Origin of the sequence: Sphingomonas sp. Leaf38, assembly GCF_001421825.1 — a bacterium.
Taxonomy (GTDB): domain Bacteria; phylum Pseudomonadota; class Alphaproteobacteria; order Sphingomonadales; family Sphingomonadaceae; genus Sphingomonas.
Window position 1 is genome coordinate 374,461 of the sequence record NZ_LMLD01000010.1, and the last position, 18,065, is coordinate 392,525.

The 18,065-nt window shown below is 64.6% G+C and carries 7 protein-coding genes; all 7 read left to right on the forward strand.

What is annotated here, in order from left to right; all coding sequences use genetic code 11:
* Positions 1–22: 22 nt before the first annotated feature.
* The 7 genes from ASE88_RS07305 to ASE88_RS07335 all read left to right on the forward strand — a co-directional run bounded on the left by ASE88_RS07305 (position 23) and on the right by ASE88_RS07335 (position 17,916).
* Positions 23–2,812 (forward strand): cellulosome protein, encoded by a 2,790-nt coding sequence (locus ASE88_RS07305; RefSeq protein WP_200910179.1) that lies wholly within the window; start codon positions 23–25, stop codon positions 2,810–2,812.
* A gap of 84 nt (positions 2,813–2,896) precedes the next feature.
* Positions 2,897–5,695 (forward strand): TonB-dependent receptor, encoded by a 2,799-nt coding sequence (locus ASE88_RS07310; protein WP_162233406.1) that lies wholly within the window; start codon positions 2,897–2,899, stop codon positions 5,693–5,695.
* 307 nt (positions 5,696–6,002) lie between these two features.
* Positions 6,003–8,894: a beta-galactosidase GalA gene (gene galA / locus ASE88_RS07315; protein ID WP_056477090.1), complete on the forward strand. Its 2,892-nt coding sequence runs from the start codon at positions 6,003–6,005 to the stop codon at positions 8,892–8,894.
* Between the two features lie 788 nt (positions 8,895–9,682).
* Positions 9,683–12,445: a TonB-dependent receptor gene (locus tag ASE88_RS07320; protein WP_056477092.1), complete on the forward strand. Its 2,763-nt coding sequence runs from the start codon at positions 9,683–9,685 to the stop codon at positions 12,443–12,445.
* 33 nt (positions 12,446–12,478) lie between these two features.
* Positions 12,479–14,755 carry an alpha-N-acetylglucosaminidase gene (locus tag ASE88_RS07325; RefSeq protein ID WP_082466355.1) on the forward strand — a complete coding sequence of 759 codons (2,277 nt, stop codon included), beginning with the start codon at positions 12,479–12,481 and terminating at the stop codon, positions 14,753–14,755.
* Positions 14,752–15,885 (forward strand): acyltransferase family protein, encoded by a 1,134-nt coding sequence (locus tag ASE88_RS07330; RefSeq protein ID WP_056477095.1) that lies wholly within the window; start codon positions 14,752–14,754, stop codon positions 15,883–15,885. Before ASE88_RS07325 ends, ASE88_RS07330 begins: the two co-directional genes overlap by 4 nt.
* 918 nt (positions 15,886–16,803) lie before the next feature.
* Complete coding sequence (locus tag ASE88_RS07335) at positions 16,804–17,916, forward strand: LuxR C-terminal-related transcriptional regulator (RefSeq protein ID WP_235527865.1); 1,113 nt, start codon at positions 16,804–16,806, stop codon at positions 17,914–17,916.
* The last annotated feature ends 149 nt before the right edge of the window (positions 17,917–18,065 follow it).

Sequence of the window (18,065 nt, forward strand, 5' to 3'; positions counted from 1 at the left end):
GCTCAATCGAAAGCGCATCGCCATGATCCCAACGCATCGTTTCAGTCGCAGGCGCGGTCGCAGCACCCTGATCGTGGCAATGCTCGCCGCGACGACGCTCGCCGGCTACGCCTTCCCTGCTCAGGACGCCGTGGCGCAAGAGACCCCCCGCCAAGATACTAGCAAGCCGGCCGCGACTCCCGCCCAATCCCGCCGCCTGACGATCGACGTGTCGAGCGACACCGGCGCGTATCACGGCGGCGCGTCGGGTACGCTGTACGGTCTTTACGATGCCCGCCTGCCCTTCCCCAATCTGATCGAGGGCATCGGCCTGCGGACCGTATCGACCAAGGCACAGGACGGGCCCCAGCACCCGGGTGCGGATGCGCTCGAGGTTGCGCGGCTGCTGGCGGATGCGTCGAACGGCGACACCTATATTTACATGACCGATATCACCCGGCACTTCCCGTATCGGTGGAAGACCGGTGGCTGTGCCGCGTCGGTCGCAAGCTATATCGAGAAGCTGCGTGCGCAGGTCGAGCAGGTCAAGACGCTGCCCGCCAAGTACCGCTCCCGCATCGTCTTCGTGCCGTATAACGAGCCCGAGGGAAACATGTTCGGTGACGGGCCGGAAAGCTGCGACGGCATCGGCTGGCAAAAGAACCCGAAGATATTCTTCGACGCCTGGGACCGGGCGGTCCGGATGATCCGAGCGACATTGCCGGGGGCGCGCATCGCCGGCCCGAACACCAGCCGGCTATACGACGAGAATCTCGGCTTCATGCGCCACGTGGTCGCGGTCGACACGGTGCCCGACGTCATCACCTGGCACGAGCTCAGCGACCCGGCCACGGTCCGCGCCAGCGTTGCCCGCTATCGCAAATGGGAAGATCAGGTCTTCGCCGGGACGCGGCACGATGGCCGACATCTGCCGATCAACATCAACGAATACGCCTATAATTATCACACCTCGGTGCCGGGCCAGATGATCCAGTGGATCGCTGCGATCGAGGACGCGAAGGTCGATGCCGACATCGCCTATTGGAACATCGACGGCAATCTCAGCGATTCCGCGGTGCAGGCCAATCGCGGCAATGGCCAGTGGTGGCTGCTGCACGCGTATGCCGGGATGAGCGGCCATACGCTGGCCGTGACGCCGCCACAGCCGGGCGAGAGCTACACCTTGCAAGGCGTGGCAACGCTCGACCCGGCCAAGAAACAGGCGCGCGTGATCCTCGGGGGCGGCAGCGGGGCGAACACCGTGTCGCTCGCCAACATCCCGGCGGCGCTGTTCGGCAGGAACGTCCGCGTCCTGGTGCGCGAGATCGGCTGGAGCGGTCAACTCGGCGATGCGCCTCCACCGCGCGCGATCGCGGACCTGACGCTGCCGATCGTTGCCGGGACGCTGGATCTCGCCTTCGGTCGCGGCGCGTTGCCGGCGCTCCGCGAGGAGTCCGCCTACGAGATGATCGTGTCACCCGCAGGCGGCGGCGCCACGACACGCGACCCGATCCTCTGGCAGCAGGATTACGAGGCGGAGAAGGCCGAGCGCCAAGGCACCGGACTGACGATCAAGGGCCCCGAGGGATCGCCGAAAGCGGTCGACCGCTTCTATACTTCGGGGGGCTATTCGGTGGCGGGACTGGCGACCGGGACCGACACCCGGCTGGCATTCCCCGTCCAGGTTCCGCGCGACGGGACCTACGACCTGCGGGTTATCGCCAACAGCTTCAACAAGGACGCTGCCGTCGCGCAACAGGGGGCAACGAATGTCTTCGTCCGTATCGACGGCATCGCGGCAAGCGAACGCGAGATGCTGCTGCCGCTCGGCTACAAACCCTCGGTCTGGGATCACGCCGACACGACCGTCAAGCTGACCAAGGGGCGCCATGTCGTGACGCTCGCCACGCGCAGCCTCGACGGCAAGCGCCGGACGATCGGCAACGCACTGGTGGACCGTATCACGCTGACGCTGCCCGATCCGAAGGCGGGAGAGGCGATCTACGAAGCGGAATACGCATCGCTTGCCGGGACCACTCCGTCCTATGGCGCCGCCGCCCGATCGGGCCCCGGCGTGGTCGCGTTACCCAGCGGAGCGCGGGCGACGTTCTGGGTCTATGCCGCCAACGAGGGCCTTGCGCCGGTCGCTATCGACACGCTGGGATCGCATGCGGTCACCGTGACGGTCAACGGCGCGCCAGTGCCACCCGGATCGACGGCGTTCCTGATGGGCGGCATCAACAAGATCGTGGTGACCGGGGCTTCGGCGGCGACGCTGCTGGACCGTATCCGCGTCGGCACGCCGGCTCTTGGCAACGCCAGCAGCCACGAGGCTGAAGCCGCGACCATTGCCGGAACCGCCAGCATCGCCGCTGCCTCGCGCGCAAGCGGCGCGCGGGCGGTGACCGGGATCGGCGGTGATCCGGGCAATGGCAACACCCTCACCTTCGACGACGTCACCGTCAGCCGGGCCGGTCGCTATGCGCTCACCATCCGCTATTCCAACGACGAACAGTCGCAGGCGACGCACTATAATCCCGATCCGCTCGCCCGCCGCGCGCTGATCTCGGTGAACGGTGACGCACCGATACCCGTAACGTTTCCCAACAGCTTCCATCGCAACAACTGGTGGACGCTGACGGTCCCCGTCACGCTCCACGCAGGGCGCAACAGCGTGCGCTTTGCCGGCGAAGAGCAGCCGAACTTCGACGGACGCAGCTACGCGTCGAAAACCTGGCCGGGCGTGTTGCTGCGGTCACGTTTCGCGCCCGACATCGACCGGATCACGGTCGCGCCGCTGAGCGACCGCGACGCAGCTTCACGCCGACGCTGACGCTGACGCTGACGCTGACGCTGACGCTGACGATGGCGCGCGCGCGCCCGATCGACACCAACGATAAAACTTGAGAGGATGACGATGCGGACTCTTTCGACGCTACTCGTGACCACGTCCGGGCTGGTCCTGGCGGCAACCGGCGGGACCACCGCAGCTTTGGCGCAGACCGGGTCGACCGGGCAGAGCGTCATCGCCGGGACGACGGACGCCCCGGCTGCGACGACCGACCCCGACGCGCAGGATGATGCGACAAGGACCGTCGGCACCGCGGCGGACGCATCCAGCGAGGACATCGTCGTCACCGGCATCCGCGCCAGCCTGCAGAGCGCGCAGACTCTCAAACGCGACAATGTCGCGATCGTCGATGCGCTCGTTGCCGAGGATATTGGCAAGTTTCCCGACAACAACGCCTCCGAGGCGCTCGCACGCGTGACCGGCGTCCAGGTCGGCCGTTATCGCGACGAGGCCAGCGGCGTGCTGATCCGTGGCCTGCCGAACGTACAAACGACGCTCCAGAATCGCGATATCTTCACCGCCGATGGTCGCGCGGTGGCCCTGCAGGATTTTCCCGCCCAAGCGCTGTCCAAGGTCGAAGTGTTCAAGGCCACGACGGCCACGAACATCGAGGGCGGGATCGCGGGGCTCGTCAATATCGGGCTGCGTCGTCCGTTCGATTTTAAGGGGTTCGAACTCGCGGGGGCAATCCGTGGCACCTATAACGACGAATCGCGCAAATATGATCCGATCGGCAGCGTGCTCGTATCGGATCGCTGGGACACCGGGATCGGCGAGATCGGTGCATTGCTCAACTTCAGCTACACCCAGTCGCAGTATCTCAACTCGATCCGCTATCAGGGCTTCCAGGACTATCTGTTGCCCGACCAGCAGGTGTTGCCGGCGTCGGTCGGTCGGCAGTTCACGTATCCGCAGGATATCGGGCTGTTCTACGCCCGTGGCATCCGCAAGCGACCTTCGCTCAACGGCTCGCTGCAATGGCGACCGAACGACAATCTGGAGGTCTATGTCGACGGGTTGTGGCAAGCGTACCGCAATACCCGCGGCGACGACTTCTTCGGCATTCCCATCCAGGCGGGATCACCAACGCTGCGCGACCTCGTCCTGACGGCGGACGGCAAGACGCCTGCCAGCTTCAATGCGCAGCTCGGGATCGTCAACGGACCGTCGAAACAGGTCGGCGTCGAGAAGACCGACACCTATCAGGGCGCGATCGGTGCCAAGTATACGTCGGGCAACGCGGTGTTCACGACCGACCTCGCCTACACCAAATCGATCGTCGACAATGTGTATTACTCGTTCGATACGCAACTCGTCCGGCCGATCGCGGTTCAGGTTGGACTGAACGTCGAAGGCAGCGTCGACTTCACGCCGACCGGGCTCGATTTCAATGATCCCGCCAGCTACAATTTCCGCGGCTTCTACGACCAGCGCAACCGCGCCACGGGCAAGCAGATCCAGTGGCAGGGGAACATGGTGCTCGACACCGGGTCGGAGCTCTTTCCGGAGTTTCAGATCGGCCTGCGCTACGCCAATCGCGATGCCAGCGCGCAGTCGGGCGATCGCTACGCCGCGTTCCCGCAACTCGGCATTCCGATCGCGCAGGTGCCCGGGGTCAATGCGGGCGGCGTCATAGACGCCGGCTTCCGCGGATCCGATACGCAGAAATTCCGCAGCTATTACAGCATCTCCGCCAACGGCGTGCTCGACAACATCACGGGGATCCGTGACTTTGTGCGGGGTGGGCTGGTGCGATCGGGCGCCGACGCAGGCACGATCGCGACATGGGCGCCGGCCATACCCGGCTACAACGCGGTCAACGCCTTTTCCGCAAACGAAGTCACCTACGCCGGCTACACGCAGTTGAAGTTTGCGGGCGAGGCGCTGGGGATCAAGGTCGATGGCGTGATCGGCACGCGGATCGTCATCACCGACAATATTCTCGACGGCACCTCGGCGCAAAACGTCTCGACGAACGGCGTTCCGAGCACGGTGTTCGTTCCTGTGCGGGCCAATAATCGCTATGTCGACATACTGCCGAATATCAACCTGACGTTCCACCTGACAGACAAGCTGCAATTCCGCGCGACACGAACCGAAGCACTAAGCCGGCCGGGATTCAACCAGATCAATCCGGCATTGACGATCCAGCAGGGGACGATCGGCGGGATCATCTCGTACACCGGCTCCGGCGGCAATCCGAACCTGCAGCCGATCCGCTCGGACAATTACGATGCGTCGCTGGAATATTATTTCTCGCGCACCGGATCGATGTCGGTCGCCGGCTTCTATCGCAAGATCGACGGCTTCATCAGCAGTTTTGGCACACAGGAGATCAATCCCACCTTTGGCCCGATCCTCGTCTATCGCCCGCAGAATGCAGGCTCGGGCCAGATCAAGGGGGTCGAGGCCGCGTTCACCACCTTCTTCGACTTCCTGCCGGGTTTTATGCGCGGGTTCGGTATTCAGGCGAACGGCACCTATATCGATGGCTCGCAGAGCCTCCCGCCGGTTCCGGGGCTGACCCGAACGACGGGATCGCTGCCGGGCGTCTCGAAGTGGAGCTACAACGTCATTGGCCTATACGAGGCTGGGCCAGCGTCGGTCCGGCTCGCGTACAACCACCGCAGCGCCAACGTCGATTCCTATACCGCGCCCGGTGTGTTCGCGACGGCGTATTCGGCACCGGTCGGCCGTCTCGACCTGTCCGCCAGCTATGACGTCATGCCGAACGCAACGATCACCATCGATGCGACGAACCTCCTGAAACAGCCTTACAAAAGCTATGTCGAGGCGCCCGCCTACCCGCGCGACGTCCGATACGAGGCGCGTATCTTCTCGATCGGTGCACGCCTGAAATACTGACGATAAGGCATCGACAGCGCGCATCGCATCGCCGGTCCCGATACGATGCGCGCCGTTTACTGGCCCCTGTAAGTCATTGGACGGTTGGCCTGGCAGTACGATTCAGATACCGAATTGAGACCAGTGTCAGCAGTCCCCGTGTTCCTTTTAGACTGTCCAAGTTTTTCAGCCGGGCAAAGATCTGACACGGCCGTCTTAAGCCTAATCCCTCCCCTTGCTATGCTCAGATATCGCGCGAAATGTGGGGTTGAGCGGCCGATGCGTTGATGTATTGTTTTGGCATTACAGATGTATTCCTGGAGGCCCGATGCTAGACCGCCGCACGTTCGTCGTCTCGTCATCGGCGCTTGCCGCCTCGCTGGCCAAACCGGCGCTGGCAGAACGCGGTAGCCCGAACGTCACCACACTCGCCTCGCCCGACATGCCGATCCCGCTCGGCCACCTGCCGCCGCCGCACGCCGCCGCCGACCCGAGCCTGATTGCGCTCAATCATGGCTGGCTGTTCCATGAAGGCGACATCCCCGTCCCCGCCGTCCGGGGCAACGACCAGACCTATGCCGCGACCAAGGCGGGCAACGCGCAGGGCGCGGCCGGTCTGGACTATGACGATTCGGACTGGAGCGCCGTGCAATTGCCGCACGACTGGGCGATCGCGCACCCGGTCGAATCCGATCAGAACGATGCGTTCGGCTATCGCCGTCGCGGCATTGGCTGGTATCGTCGCTACGTCGTCCTGCCGACGGCATGGCACGGCCAGTATCTCGAGCTGCAGCTCGGCGGCATGGCCAACAACGCCACCGTCTGGTTCAACGGCGTGCCGGTCGCGCACAGCCTGTCGGGGTATGTCCAGCAGACCGTCGATCTCACGCCCTATGCCCGCTTCGGCGACGAACCCAACACCATCGCGATCCGCGTCGACGGCGATGTCATGGAAGGCTGGTGGTATGAAGGCGCCGGCCTCTACCGCGATTGTTGGATGGCGGTGCGGCCCGCGCTGCACATCGCCACCGACGGCGTGCACGCCACGCCGCGTGCGCAGTCGGGCGGCGGCTGGCACGTGCCGGTCACGGTAACGCTCGCCAATGCCGGCGCCGAGCAGGGTCAGGCGACGCTCGAAGCGGTTCTGCAAGACGCGAACGGCCGCACATTGGCGCAGTCGAGCGCCGCCGCCACCGCAGCCCCGCTCGCGACTGCAACCGCGACGATGCTGCTGCCGGTCGCACGGCCCAGCCTGTGGTCCCCCGACACGCCGACGCTCTACACGCTGCACACGCGGCTTATTCAGGGCGGCAAGACGATCGACAGCCGCCGTACCGAAATCGGTTTCCGCACCGCCGCGTTCGATCCGGCGACCGGTTTCCACCTCAACGGGGCGCCGCTCAAGATCAAGGGCGTCTGCATCCATCAGGACCATGCCGGCGTCGGCGTCGCGGTGCCCGCCGCGCTGATGGAGTGGCGCGTGCGTCGCCTCAAACAGATCGGCGCGAACGCGATCCGTTTCACGCACGGTACCGCCGACGCCGGGATGCTCGACGCATGCGACCGGCTCGGCATGCTGGTGATGGCGGAGAACCGCCATTTCGATCCCAGCCCCGAATATCTGGCGCACCTCGAATGGATGGTGCGCCGCGACCGCAACCGGCCCAGCATCATCCTGTGGTCGGTCCTCAACGAAGAGCCGATGCAGGGCAGCGAACAGGGCTATGAGATGGTCCGCCGTCTCGCTGCTGCCGTAAAGGCGCTCGACGATACCCGCCCCGTCACCGCCGCGATGAACGACGGCATGTTCACGCCGCGCAACGGCGCCGATGCGGTCGACGTGGTCGGCTTCAACTACAAGCACGGCTGGTATGATCGCTACCACGCGCGCCACCCCGACCGCCCGCTGCTCAGCACCGAGGATACCAGCGCGGTCATGACGCGCGGCGAATGGGCAAGCGACACCGCGCGCAACGTGCTGACCTCCTACGATACCGAAGCGCCCGAATGGGGCCTGACGCATCACGAAAGCTGGCGGATGATCGGCAGCCGCCCGTACATCGCCGCCACCTTCGTCTGGACGGGGTTCGACTATCACGGCGAACCGACGCCGCTGCCATGGCCGGCGGCATCGAGCTCGTTCGGCATCCTTGACCTGTGCGGCTTCGCCAAGATGGCCTATCATCTGCGGCGCGCGCAGTGGATCACCGCGGAGCCGGTGCTGGCGATCGGCCCGCACTGGAACTGGGCCGGACGCGAGGGCCAGCCGATCAAGGTCATGGTGCCGACCAATGTCGAGGCGGTGGCGCTGTCGCTCAACGGCCAGCCGATCGGTCGCCAGCTGTGCAAGCCGTTCGAGACGCTCGAATGGCAGGTGCCGTTCGCGCCGGGCACGCTCGAAGCGATCGGGTATCGCGCCGGTCGCGAAGTCGTCCGCGCCAGCGTCACGACGGCAGGCCGGCCTGCCACGCTCCGGCTGACACCCGATCGCCCGATGATGCTGGGCGACGGGGCCGACGTGCAGCCGATCAGCGTCGACCTGATCGATGGACGCGGCGTCCACGTGCCGACCGCGAACGACACCGTCACCTTCGCAGTCGAGGGCGGCGAGATCATCGGCGTCGGCAATGGCGATCCCAACGATCACGCGCCGGAGCAGGGCAACGCCCGCAAGCTGTTCAACGGTTTCGCGCAGGTGCTGGTAAGATCCGCGGCGGGCGCGAAGCACCTGGTCCTGACCGCGCGCGTCGCCGGGCTGCCCGCTGCCCGCGTGGCATTTCCGCTGGTCGCTGCGCAGAGTCGCGCCGTCGCGGTGACGCCCTCCGTCCATCATCTCGGCGAATGGCGGCGCACGCCGTTCGTTGCTCAGGCGCCCGACGCGCGGACGATCTACCCGACGCAGCAATGGCGCGGCTTGAGCTATGTCCGCACCGGCCGGCTCGAGGAGGCGCAGACCGGGCGCGCCTACACGGTGATCCAGGGGCGCTTCGTGCCTCGCCGGCATGTCACGGCACGCGGTGGCACGCTGCATTTCGCAGGCGTGATCGGTCGCGCCGAACTATGGGTCGACGGCCAGCACCTCGCCACGAAGAGCGATCCGGCAGAGGCGACGATGGTCGCCCCCCTGCCGGCCGGCGAGCAGGAGCGCGTAGTCACGCTGCTGCTCCAGGCCGATGCCGGCGAGGCGACCGGTCTCAGTCGCGGCGTCGCGGTCTGGTGAGCCGCACGGAATCTGCGCAGTGCAATCCGGCGCTGCGGGTCACCCTCGAAGACGGTGCGGATGCGTCAACACGCGCCGCGCCGCAGTTCCGGAGCGAAGAGATCCAGTCGCCAGTGCATGCGGGTCTGACTAATTTTTGCGCGCTTGCGAAATGACACGCTGACATATCGGACCTGCCAGTACATCACCGGCACCATGTTGGCGTTCGCTGGCCGATCACTGCCATGATCGCCGGAATCTCCCCTGCCGGTACCGACCCGGGGTGGAATACAGCATCCGCGGCCACACGCCCGCTGCTTCAAATGAGCCTTTGGGTAAACACCCAATAAGGGAGGTCTCGTTGATAGTATCACTGGTATCTAATATGTATGTCCTGCAGCGTTGGCCGCGTGCTTGCTAACGCTTGATTGCGCGCGTCCCCTACCCATCAGCAAGCGCCGATCGTCACGATCACAGTGGATCTCGCCGATAGCCGGCACGCCACGATTCGGTGCGATGCTGTCGATGGCAGGGTCTATCACGCTGTGATCTTTGTCCTATTATGACGATCCGTTCATCGTCAGAAATCGCCCTGTGAAGAGCATCCGATTGATCGGTCACGCTTTTGTACTAGACCGTACCAATCAATAACATCTTATCGCACTATGTTATGATTATGTCTCTCTTGCCGCTTGACAGTGGCCCTCAACATCCGTGACACTCCCGTTACAAACGCAGGGTTTTCGGCAGCGACAACGGACAAATAATCCCGTGCGCCACGCTTAATCGCTTTTTTTAAGGGGGTTTTCATGACGTACCGTAAGCGCACGTTTGAACAGGGTTCTGCCAAAGTTTGCCTGCTCGCGACGAGTTGTTTCGCAGCCCTCGCCTTTGTCACGCCCGCCGGCGCACAGACCGCGCCCGTTGGCGATCCGACACCGACCACGCCGTCCGCGACCGGTGGCCAGAGCGATGGTGGCGACACCGCAGAGATCACCGTGACCGGCTTTCGTCGGAGCCTCGCCTCGGCCGCCCAGGCGAAGCGCAATGATATCCGCATCTCCGACGGCATCACCGCCGAGGATATCGGCAAGTTCCCCGCGCAGAACGTCACCGAAGCAATCCAGCGCATCGCCGGTGTGCAGATGTCGAACATCAATGGTCGCGGGTCGACGATCAGTATTCGCGGGCTCGGCGCGCAATATGCCCGCACGACGATCAACGGCCAGACCTTCGCCAGCGCCGATTTCAAGGACGGCTTCCGCTACGACATCATCCAGACGGATCTCGCCAGCGCGATCCAGGTCGTGAAATCGCCGACCGCCGACATGGACACGGGCGGCCTGTCCGGCACGGTCAACATCGATACGGTGAAGCCGCTCGGCTACAAGGGGCCGCGCTTCATCGTCGGTGTGAAGGGCTATAATTCGGAATATCGCAGCAAGAAGATCACGCCGAAGGTCAGCGGCGCCTATATCGACAGCTTCTTCGACGGTACGCTGGGCGTGATGGCGAACGTCAGCTACCAGGAGCTGACGGATCGCGGCGATTATGCCTTCGTCAAAAACTGGTACAATCCCGGCGTCGTCGATCCGACCAACTATGTGCCCGGCAATTTCCGCCTGCGCCGCATCGATCGCGACAGCAAGCAGCTGATGGCCAGCGGCGCGATCCAGTGGAAGCCGCGATCGAACGTCGAAGTGCTCCTGCAGGGCGAATATTCGAAGGACGACACGCGTTACGATACGCAACAGCTGGTATTCGGCCGCTGGAACCCCACCGATGCCACCAATCCCAGCAAGATCACGGTCGTCAGCACCGCGAACGGCGTTGCCGACAAGATCAACATCAGCAACTTCGGCGTCGGCAACAACGACCAACCCGAAACGCGCGACCTCAAGACGCAGGCCTATACCGGCACGGTCAACTGGCAGCCGGGAGAAACCTGGAACGTCCACGCCGTCGCGCACTACACCAGAGGCGATGCCGATCTGCGCGAATTCGCCTCGATCGACGGCGCAAACGTGGCCGCGGGCGGTAGCCTCGACATCTCCAACCCGAACAACGTCAAATTCACGACCGACCCCGGCGTATGGGACGGCACGCTGTTCAACCCCGCCAACCGCACCTATTTCGCGTTCGTCGATGGTGCCGCGCACATTCAGATGGCCAAGGACGTATCGGGCCAGTTCGACGTCACCAAGGATATCGGGTCGTTCGGCGTCAAGTCCTTCGTGTTCGGCGTGAAATATCACCACGAGAGCTTCCAGACCGACGCCTTTCGCCATGACCGCGACGCCGACGTGACGCGGCCGGATCTGTATCCTGAATATGCGGTCATCCCGAACCTCAGCACGACCGGCATTCGCGTCACGAACTTCCTGGACGGCAAGATCGGTATCCCCACCTCGTTCGTCGAGACCAATGCACCGCTGTGGCAGTCGATCCTCGCGGCGCAGGGTATCACCGTTCCAGACGTCCGCGACTGGGCGAACAGCTATCAAGTCGACCGCTACATTCCCGCCGTCTATGCGATGGCCAATCTCGACTCGATGCTGTTCGGCAAGTCGATCCGCGGCAACGTCGGCGTCCGCTACGAACACACCCACCAGAACGTCACGTCCAACGTCACCGCGGGTACCGACAGCGGCTCCCCACTGCTCCGCACGCAGAACGTGCTTCAGGATTATGGCAACGTCCTGCCGAGCGCGTCCTTCGCGCTCGATCTGACCAACCGGCTCGTGGCACGTCTCGCGGTTGCCAAGGTGCTGGTGCGTCCGCTGCTCAACAGCCAGACCCAGATGGCCGACACCTTTTTCACCGACAACACCGGGATCCGTCCGAGCGTGTCCGTGTCGAACGGCGAATCGCGCCTGAAGCCGCTGACCGCAAATCAAGCCGACCTCAGCCTCGAATTTTATCACGGCCGCGGCAATTCGATCAGCATCGCCGGCTTCTACAAGGCGGTGAAGAACGGAACGTTCACGCAATTCTACTGCCCGACGTCGTTCAACGGCGTGACGTTGAACGGCCAGGTCGGCGGTTGCGCGTCTGCGGATGGCGCGACCGACTATAATTTCAGCCGCAAGCTGAACGACAACAGCGTCATCCACGTCAAGGGCGTCGAATTCGCCGCCTCGGAGAGCTTCGACGAATTCCTGCCGCTGAAGGGCTTTGGTGCGACCGGCAACGTCACGGTGGTCGACGCCGACTCCCCCGCGCTCGGGACGGGTTTCAACCTGCGCGACCTTTCGAAGCTCACCTGGAACGTGACGCCCTACTGGGAAAACGAGATGTTCAGCGTCCGTCTCTCGGTGAACCATCGCAGTGCGTACAAGCAGGATGCGTCGACCAGCTTCTTCGTCGATGGCGGCCAGATCCACACGGTGCGCCCGCGCACGCAGATGGATCTGGCGCTGGGCTTCACCCCGACCACGTTCCTGAGCTTCACCGGCGGCATCATCAATCTGAACAACACGCACGAAGACGCGTATCAGACCAACGCGGACACGTTCCAGCTCGCCAGCCGTACCGGCCGGACATTCTATCTGTCCGCGACCGCACGGTTCTGATCTAACCCCGAACGAAACGAGACGCCGCCAGCCGTGAAGAGACCAGCCATCCTCGCCATCCAGGGTCTCTTGCTGCTGACGGCGGCCGGCGCCGCTCAGGGGCAGCCGCGCGACACCGATCCGGCGCGCGCCGCACTCAGCCGGCTCGGTATCGCCGCCCCCGGCATCGCGCTGACGATCCGCCCCGCCGCCAAGCCCTATTACCGGGTGCGCGTCCGCAACGGACGCATGGCGGTCGAGGGGTCCTCCGCGATCGCGCTCGTGCACGGCGCGACGCAGTATCTCCAGCAGCAAGGCCGCGTGTCGCTGAGCTGGGAGGGGCGTCGCGTCGCACCGCTCACCGGTCTACCAACCGACGACACCGGGCCGGTCGCCTCCGCCTTCGCGCTGCGCACCTACCTCAACACCTGCACGTTCGGGTACACCACGCCGTGGTGGGCTTGGGGTCGCTGGTCGGACGAGATCGACTGGATGGCGGCACGCGGCATCGACACGCCGCTCGCGATGGAGGGGCAGGAATATGTCTGGCGCGCCTTGTGGCGCGATCAGGGACTCAATGATGCCGCCATCGCCAGCGGCCTGTCCGCCGCACCGTTCCTGCCGTGGCAGCGGATGGGCAACATCGCGGGCTACCGCGCGCCGCTGTCGGCGGGGTGGATCGAGAAGAAGCATCAGCTGCAACGCCGCATCCTCGGCCGGATGCGCGCGCTCGGCATGAAGCCGATCCTGCCGGCGTTCTCGGGCTATGTGCCAAAGGCGTTCGCCGACCGGCATCCCAAGGCGCGGATCTACCGGATGCGCGCGTGGGAGGGGTTCCCGGGCACCTATTGGCTCGATCCGTCCGATCCGCTGTTCGCGGTCCTCGCGCGGCGCTTCACGCAACTGTACACGCAGACCTACGGCGCGGGCGACTATTACCTGGCCGACGCCTTCAACGAAATGGTGCCGCCGATCGCCGAGGACGGCAGCGATGCGAGCGCGGCGCATTATGGCGACGGGATCGCCAACACCGCCGCGACGCGGGCCGCCGCGCTGCCCGTCGCGGTGCGCGACGCGCGGTTGGCCGCCTATGGCGAGAAGCTGTTCCAGTCCGTCACCGCCGCCGCGCCGAACGCGACCTGGGTGATGCAGGGCTGGCTGTTCGGCGCGGACAAGGCATTCTGGACGCCCGACGCGATCCGCGCGTTTCTCAGCCGCGTGCCGAACCAGCGCATGCTGGTGCTCGACATCGGCAACGATCGGTACCCCGGGATCTGGAAGACCAGCGGCGCGTTCGACGGCAAGAGCTGGGTCTATGGCTATGTCCACAACTACGGCGGCAGCAACCCGGTCTATGGCGACCTGGATTTCTACCGCCGCGATCTCGCAGGCCTGCCGACCAGCCCGACGCGGGGCAACCTGACCGGCTTCGGCATGTTCCCGGAAGGCTTGCACAGCAACTCGGTCGTCTATGCCTACGCCTATGATCTGGCCTGGGGGGAGGATGCGAAGCGCCCCGTGACGGACTGGATCGCCGACTATGCGCGCGCGCGCTACGGTGCGGCCTCGCCTGCGCTCGTCGCCGGCTGGGGCAAGGTGATTTCCGGCACCTATGCCACGCGCTATTGGACGCCGCGCTGGTGGCGCGAGATGGCGGGCGCGCATCTGCTGTTCAAGCGCCCTGCGCTGATCGCCACGGATTATCCGGCATCGCCCGGCGACGAAGCGGCGCTGCGCGACGGTATCGCCGCGATGCTGGCGGCGGCCCCACGCCAGCCCGCGCCGCTGCTGACCTATGACCTGGTCGATTTCACGCGCCAATACGCAACCCTGCGGCTCGACGCGAAGCTGCGCAGCGCGGTCGCTGCCTACGCCGCCGGCCATATCGCCACCGGCGACCGCGATGCCGCCACCGCCGCACGCCTCGCGCAGCAGATCGACGCGCTGATCGGCAACCAGCAGGAGACGCTCGGCAGCTGGATCGCGGATGCGCGCGCCTACGGCGACACGCCCGCGGAGAAGGACGCGTTCGAGGAGCAGGCCAAGGCGGTCGTCACCGTCTGGGGCGGCGCGGGTCACCTTTCCGATTACGCCTCGCGCGCGTGGCAGGGGCTCTACGCCGGCTATTATCTGTCGCGCTGGCAACTCTTCCTCGCCGCGCAGCGCGCCGCCGTGCTGTCGCATCAGCCGCTCGATACCGCCGCGACCGCCGCAAAGATTACCGCGTGGGAGCAGGCCTGGCTCAAGGACGGCCGCACCTGGCCGCGCCACCGCCCGGCCGATCCGATCGCCGGCGTGCGCAGGCTGCTCGCGGACGCAGGACAGCCATGACCGACACACTCGCCCCCACCGGCCCACGCCGCTTCACTGCGCTCGACGTCTTCCGCGGACTGACCGTCTTCCTGATGATCCTGGTCAACACCGCCGGGCCGGGCGCCCCCGCCTACGCCACGCTGGTCCACGCCAAATGGTTCGGCTTCACGCTCGCCGACGCGATCTTCCCGAGCTTCCTGTTCGCGATGGGCAACGCGATGAGCTTCGCCACGCGCACCCGGATCGACACCGCGCCGTATCTCACGCGGCTGTTCAAGCGGGGCGCGATCATCTTCGCGCTTGGGTTCCTGATGTACTGGTTCCCGTTCGTCATGCGCACCGACGACGGCTGGGCGCCGATCCCGTGCGCGCTGACCCGCGTGCCCGGCGTCCTGCAGCGCCTCGCCTTATGCTATGTCGCCGCGGGGCTGCTGGTGCGCTGGCTCGACGTGCGCGCGATCGTGATTGCCGGCGTCGTGCTGTTGTTCGGCTATTGGGCGATCCTGCTGGTCCTGTCCGCGCCGGGTATGGCGTACGACAAGTTCGGCACGATCGGCACGCAGCTCGACCTGTGGCTGCTGAGCCCTGGGCATCTGTACAAGAAGGATGGCGGCTTCGATCCCGAAGGCCTGCTCGGTACGCTCCCCGCGATCGTCAACGTGCTGGCGGGCTATCTCGTCGGGCTGGCGGTGCAGCGCGGTGCCGGTCTGACGCGGACGGTGCGCATGATGGCGCTGTACGGGGTCGCGTTCGTCCTCGCCGGGCTGGCCTGGTCGCCGTGGTTCCCGCTCGCCAAGAAGCTGTGGACCAGCTCGTACGTGCTGCTGACGATCGGCATCGACTGCATCGTGCTGGCGGGGATCATCGCGCTGATCGAGATCGCCGGGGTGAAGCGCGGCACGCGTTTCTTCACGATCCTCGGGCGCAATCCACTCGCCGTCTATCTGTTCTCCGAACTGTTCGTGACCGCGATCAACCTGATCCCCGTCGGTGAAGATGGCGGGCTGTACGGCTGGGTCGGTATCGAGATCTTTCAGCGCATCGCACCCGGCGCGTTCGGCTCGCTGCTCTGTGCACTCGCCTACACGATGCTGTGCTGGGCGGTCGGCTGGTGGATGGACCGCAAGGGTCTGATCCTCAAGGCATGACGCGGCGATTTGTGCGGGCTCCAGCGCTGGACGGCGGACTCCGTGCCACCTCTGAGCAACCAGCGCGACGCCCTTCACGCCCAACCGCCGTTACATGACGCGGGATGACGAGGGTCCGGCGTGACATACGACACCCAGTCCGGGAAGGGCGCGCGCTGGAACGCACAGGACAGCGCATCGATCGCGGCCGCGGGGGCCGGCGCGGCACGTTCACCACGCGAGGCCTCATCGCCATCCCGGCGCCGGCGCGCGGGCATAACCAGCGGGGCGAGGCCCTCGTGCGCGAAGACGCTCGCCGCGTCTGGCAGCGGCGCGCCGCAGCGCGCGACCTACTGGCCGCGGTGAAATCGTGGCGATGGGCCCGATCCGCGAAAGCAAGCTGACGCAGCCTCGGATCGTGATTAGCACGCGGTCGCGATCGTGATCGGCCTGGGCGGCGGAGTGATCGCGTCGGGGCGTATCATCGACCGCCTCACCCGCGGACCGCGACGCATCTTCGTGATAGCGCCGGCTTCGCTGTCGGTGTCGTTCAACCTGGCGTTCCTCTGGACACCGACCTAGCCCTTGGCCCAATCGACCTGATAATCGCCGACGCTTGCACTGCCTTGCCAGTAGACTATCAGGAGGCCGTCCTATCAGGACTATATTCTAATCATTCCCCGGCTAATTTACTTAATGGCCCGCAGAAAAGCCAATAAAACCGTTTTGGCTTACAATTACGCGCAATACCCGAACGATCTTATGCATCTCCACTCGTAGCCCAAATCGCCAATCATCACCCAGATTGTGCGGCTTCCTATACGAATTCGATAGTATCAGAATGATACATTCGTATTATGACATACTATTCACTTCGCAGTTGCGTAATCCGAGACGTATCTTCGCCGGACGAAGGATACGACGATGACGAACGAGTGCATGGATATTTTCACACGCCCCCACCCCGCCCCGGCGGACACCGTTTGGAATACGCCCGATCGTTATGCGCGATACGACTGCTCCATCGAGTCAAACCCCGCCCCGGCGATCGTCTGCAGACTGCGCGACCTTCGCTACATCATGGTCAATCAGGCATTTCTTGCGTTCACGGACAGCTCTGACGGCGATTGGCTGCGCCGATCGATGTACGAGCGCAACATTCTCGAGGGCGTAGAAAACTATGACCTCGTAAAGCGCGCACTCATCGGCGCACAAGCGATACCGCAGACCCAGGCCAAGATCGCGATGCCCGACGGGACCAGCCGGCGCGTGATCGTGACAGGCCAGCCCGTAACCGTCGCCGGACAACCCTGCATGCTGTTCACGCTTACCGATGTCGCGGCGTGGCATGAGACGGAACGATGCCATGACCAATATCGAACGAGCGTCGAAGCGGCGTTCGCGACTTCGTCGGCGTGCATGATCATAGTCGATGCTGCCACCAACGTAGTGAGCATGGCAAACGAGAGTTTCTGCGCTCTGATTGGGTATTCGCCCAGCGAGCTCGCTGGTCGTTCGCTCGACGATACCGAGATCTGGCCCTCGGGGATCGCATCCGGCTTCGTCTTCGCCAAGTGTGGACAGCGGCTCGAATGCCATGTCTCACAGGCCAACGTCATGGTCGCCGATGACAGCTATGCCCTCTGGACGTTTCAGGACGTCACCCAACGACGGTTAGACGAGCGTAATCTGGCGGCGGCGATTCAGGCTGCGGTTTGTGAATCCAAGTGGCTTAGCCATGCGATATTGGACAATCTGACACTTCGAACCGGACCATCGCGTGGCACCGTTCCATCGGGGTTGAACGATCTCTCGCCCCGAGAGCGCGAAGTGCTGACATTGATCTGCGAGGGCATGGACGACAAGACGATGGCCCGCACGCTGAATGTCAGCGGCAATACCGTGCGTAATCACGTTGCTCGTGTTTACAGCAAGATCGGCGTCAATCGGAGAGTGGCGGCTGCCGCATGGGGCCGCGCACGGGGGTTTGATCGTGGCCCGGATCGTACAGCACTGGTGTTGGCGTCTGACATGGGATCGGCTGAGAGCTAGACCCGTTTGCGGTAGTTTGCGACCTGGACCGGATACCGCAGTTATCGAACGCAGTGGGGGTTCAGAACGCAAAAAAGCCCCTGTCCGGCTGGACTGGGGCTATTTGGTATAGTGGTTGCGGGGACAGGATTTGAACCTGTGACCTTCAG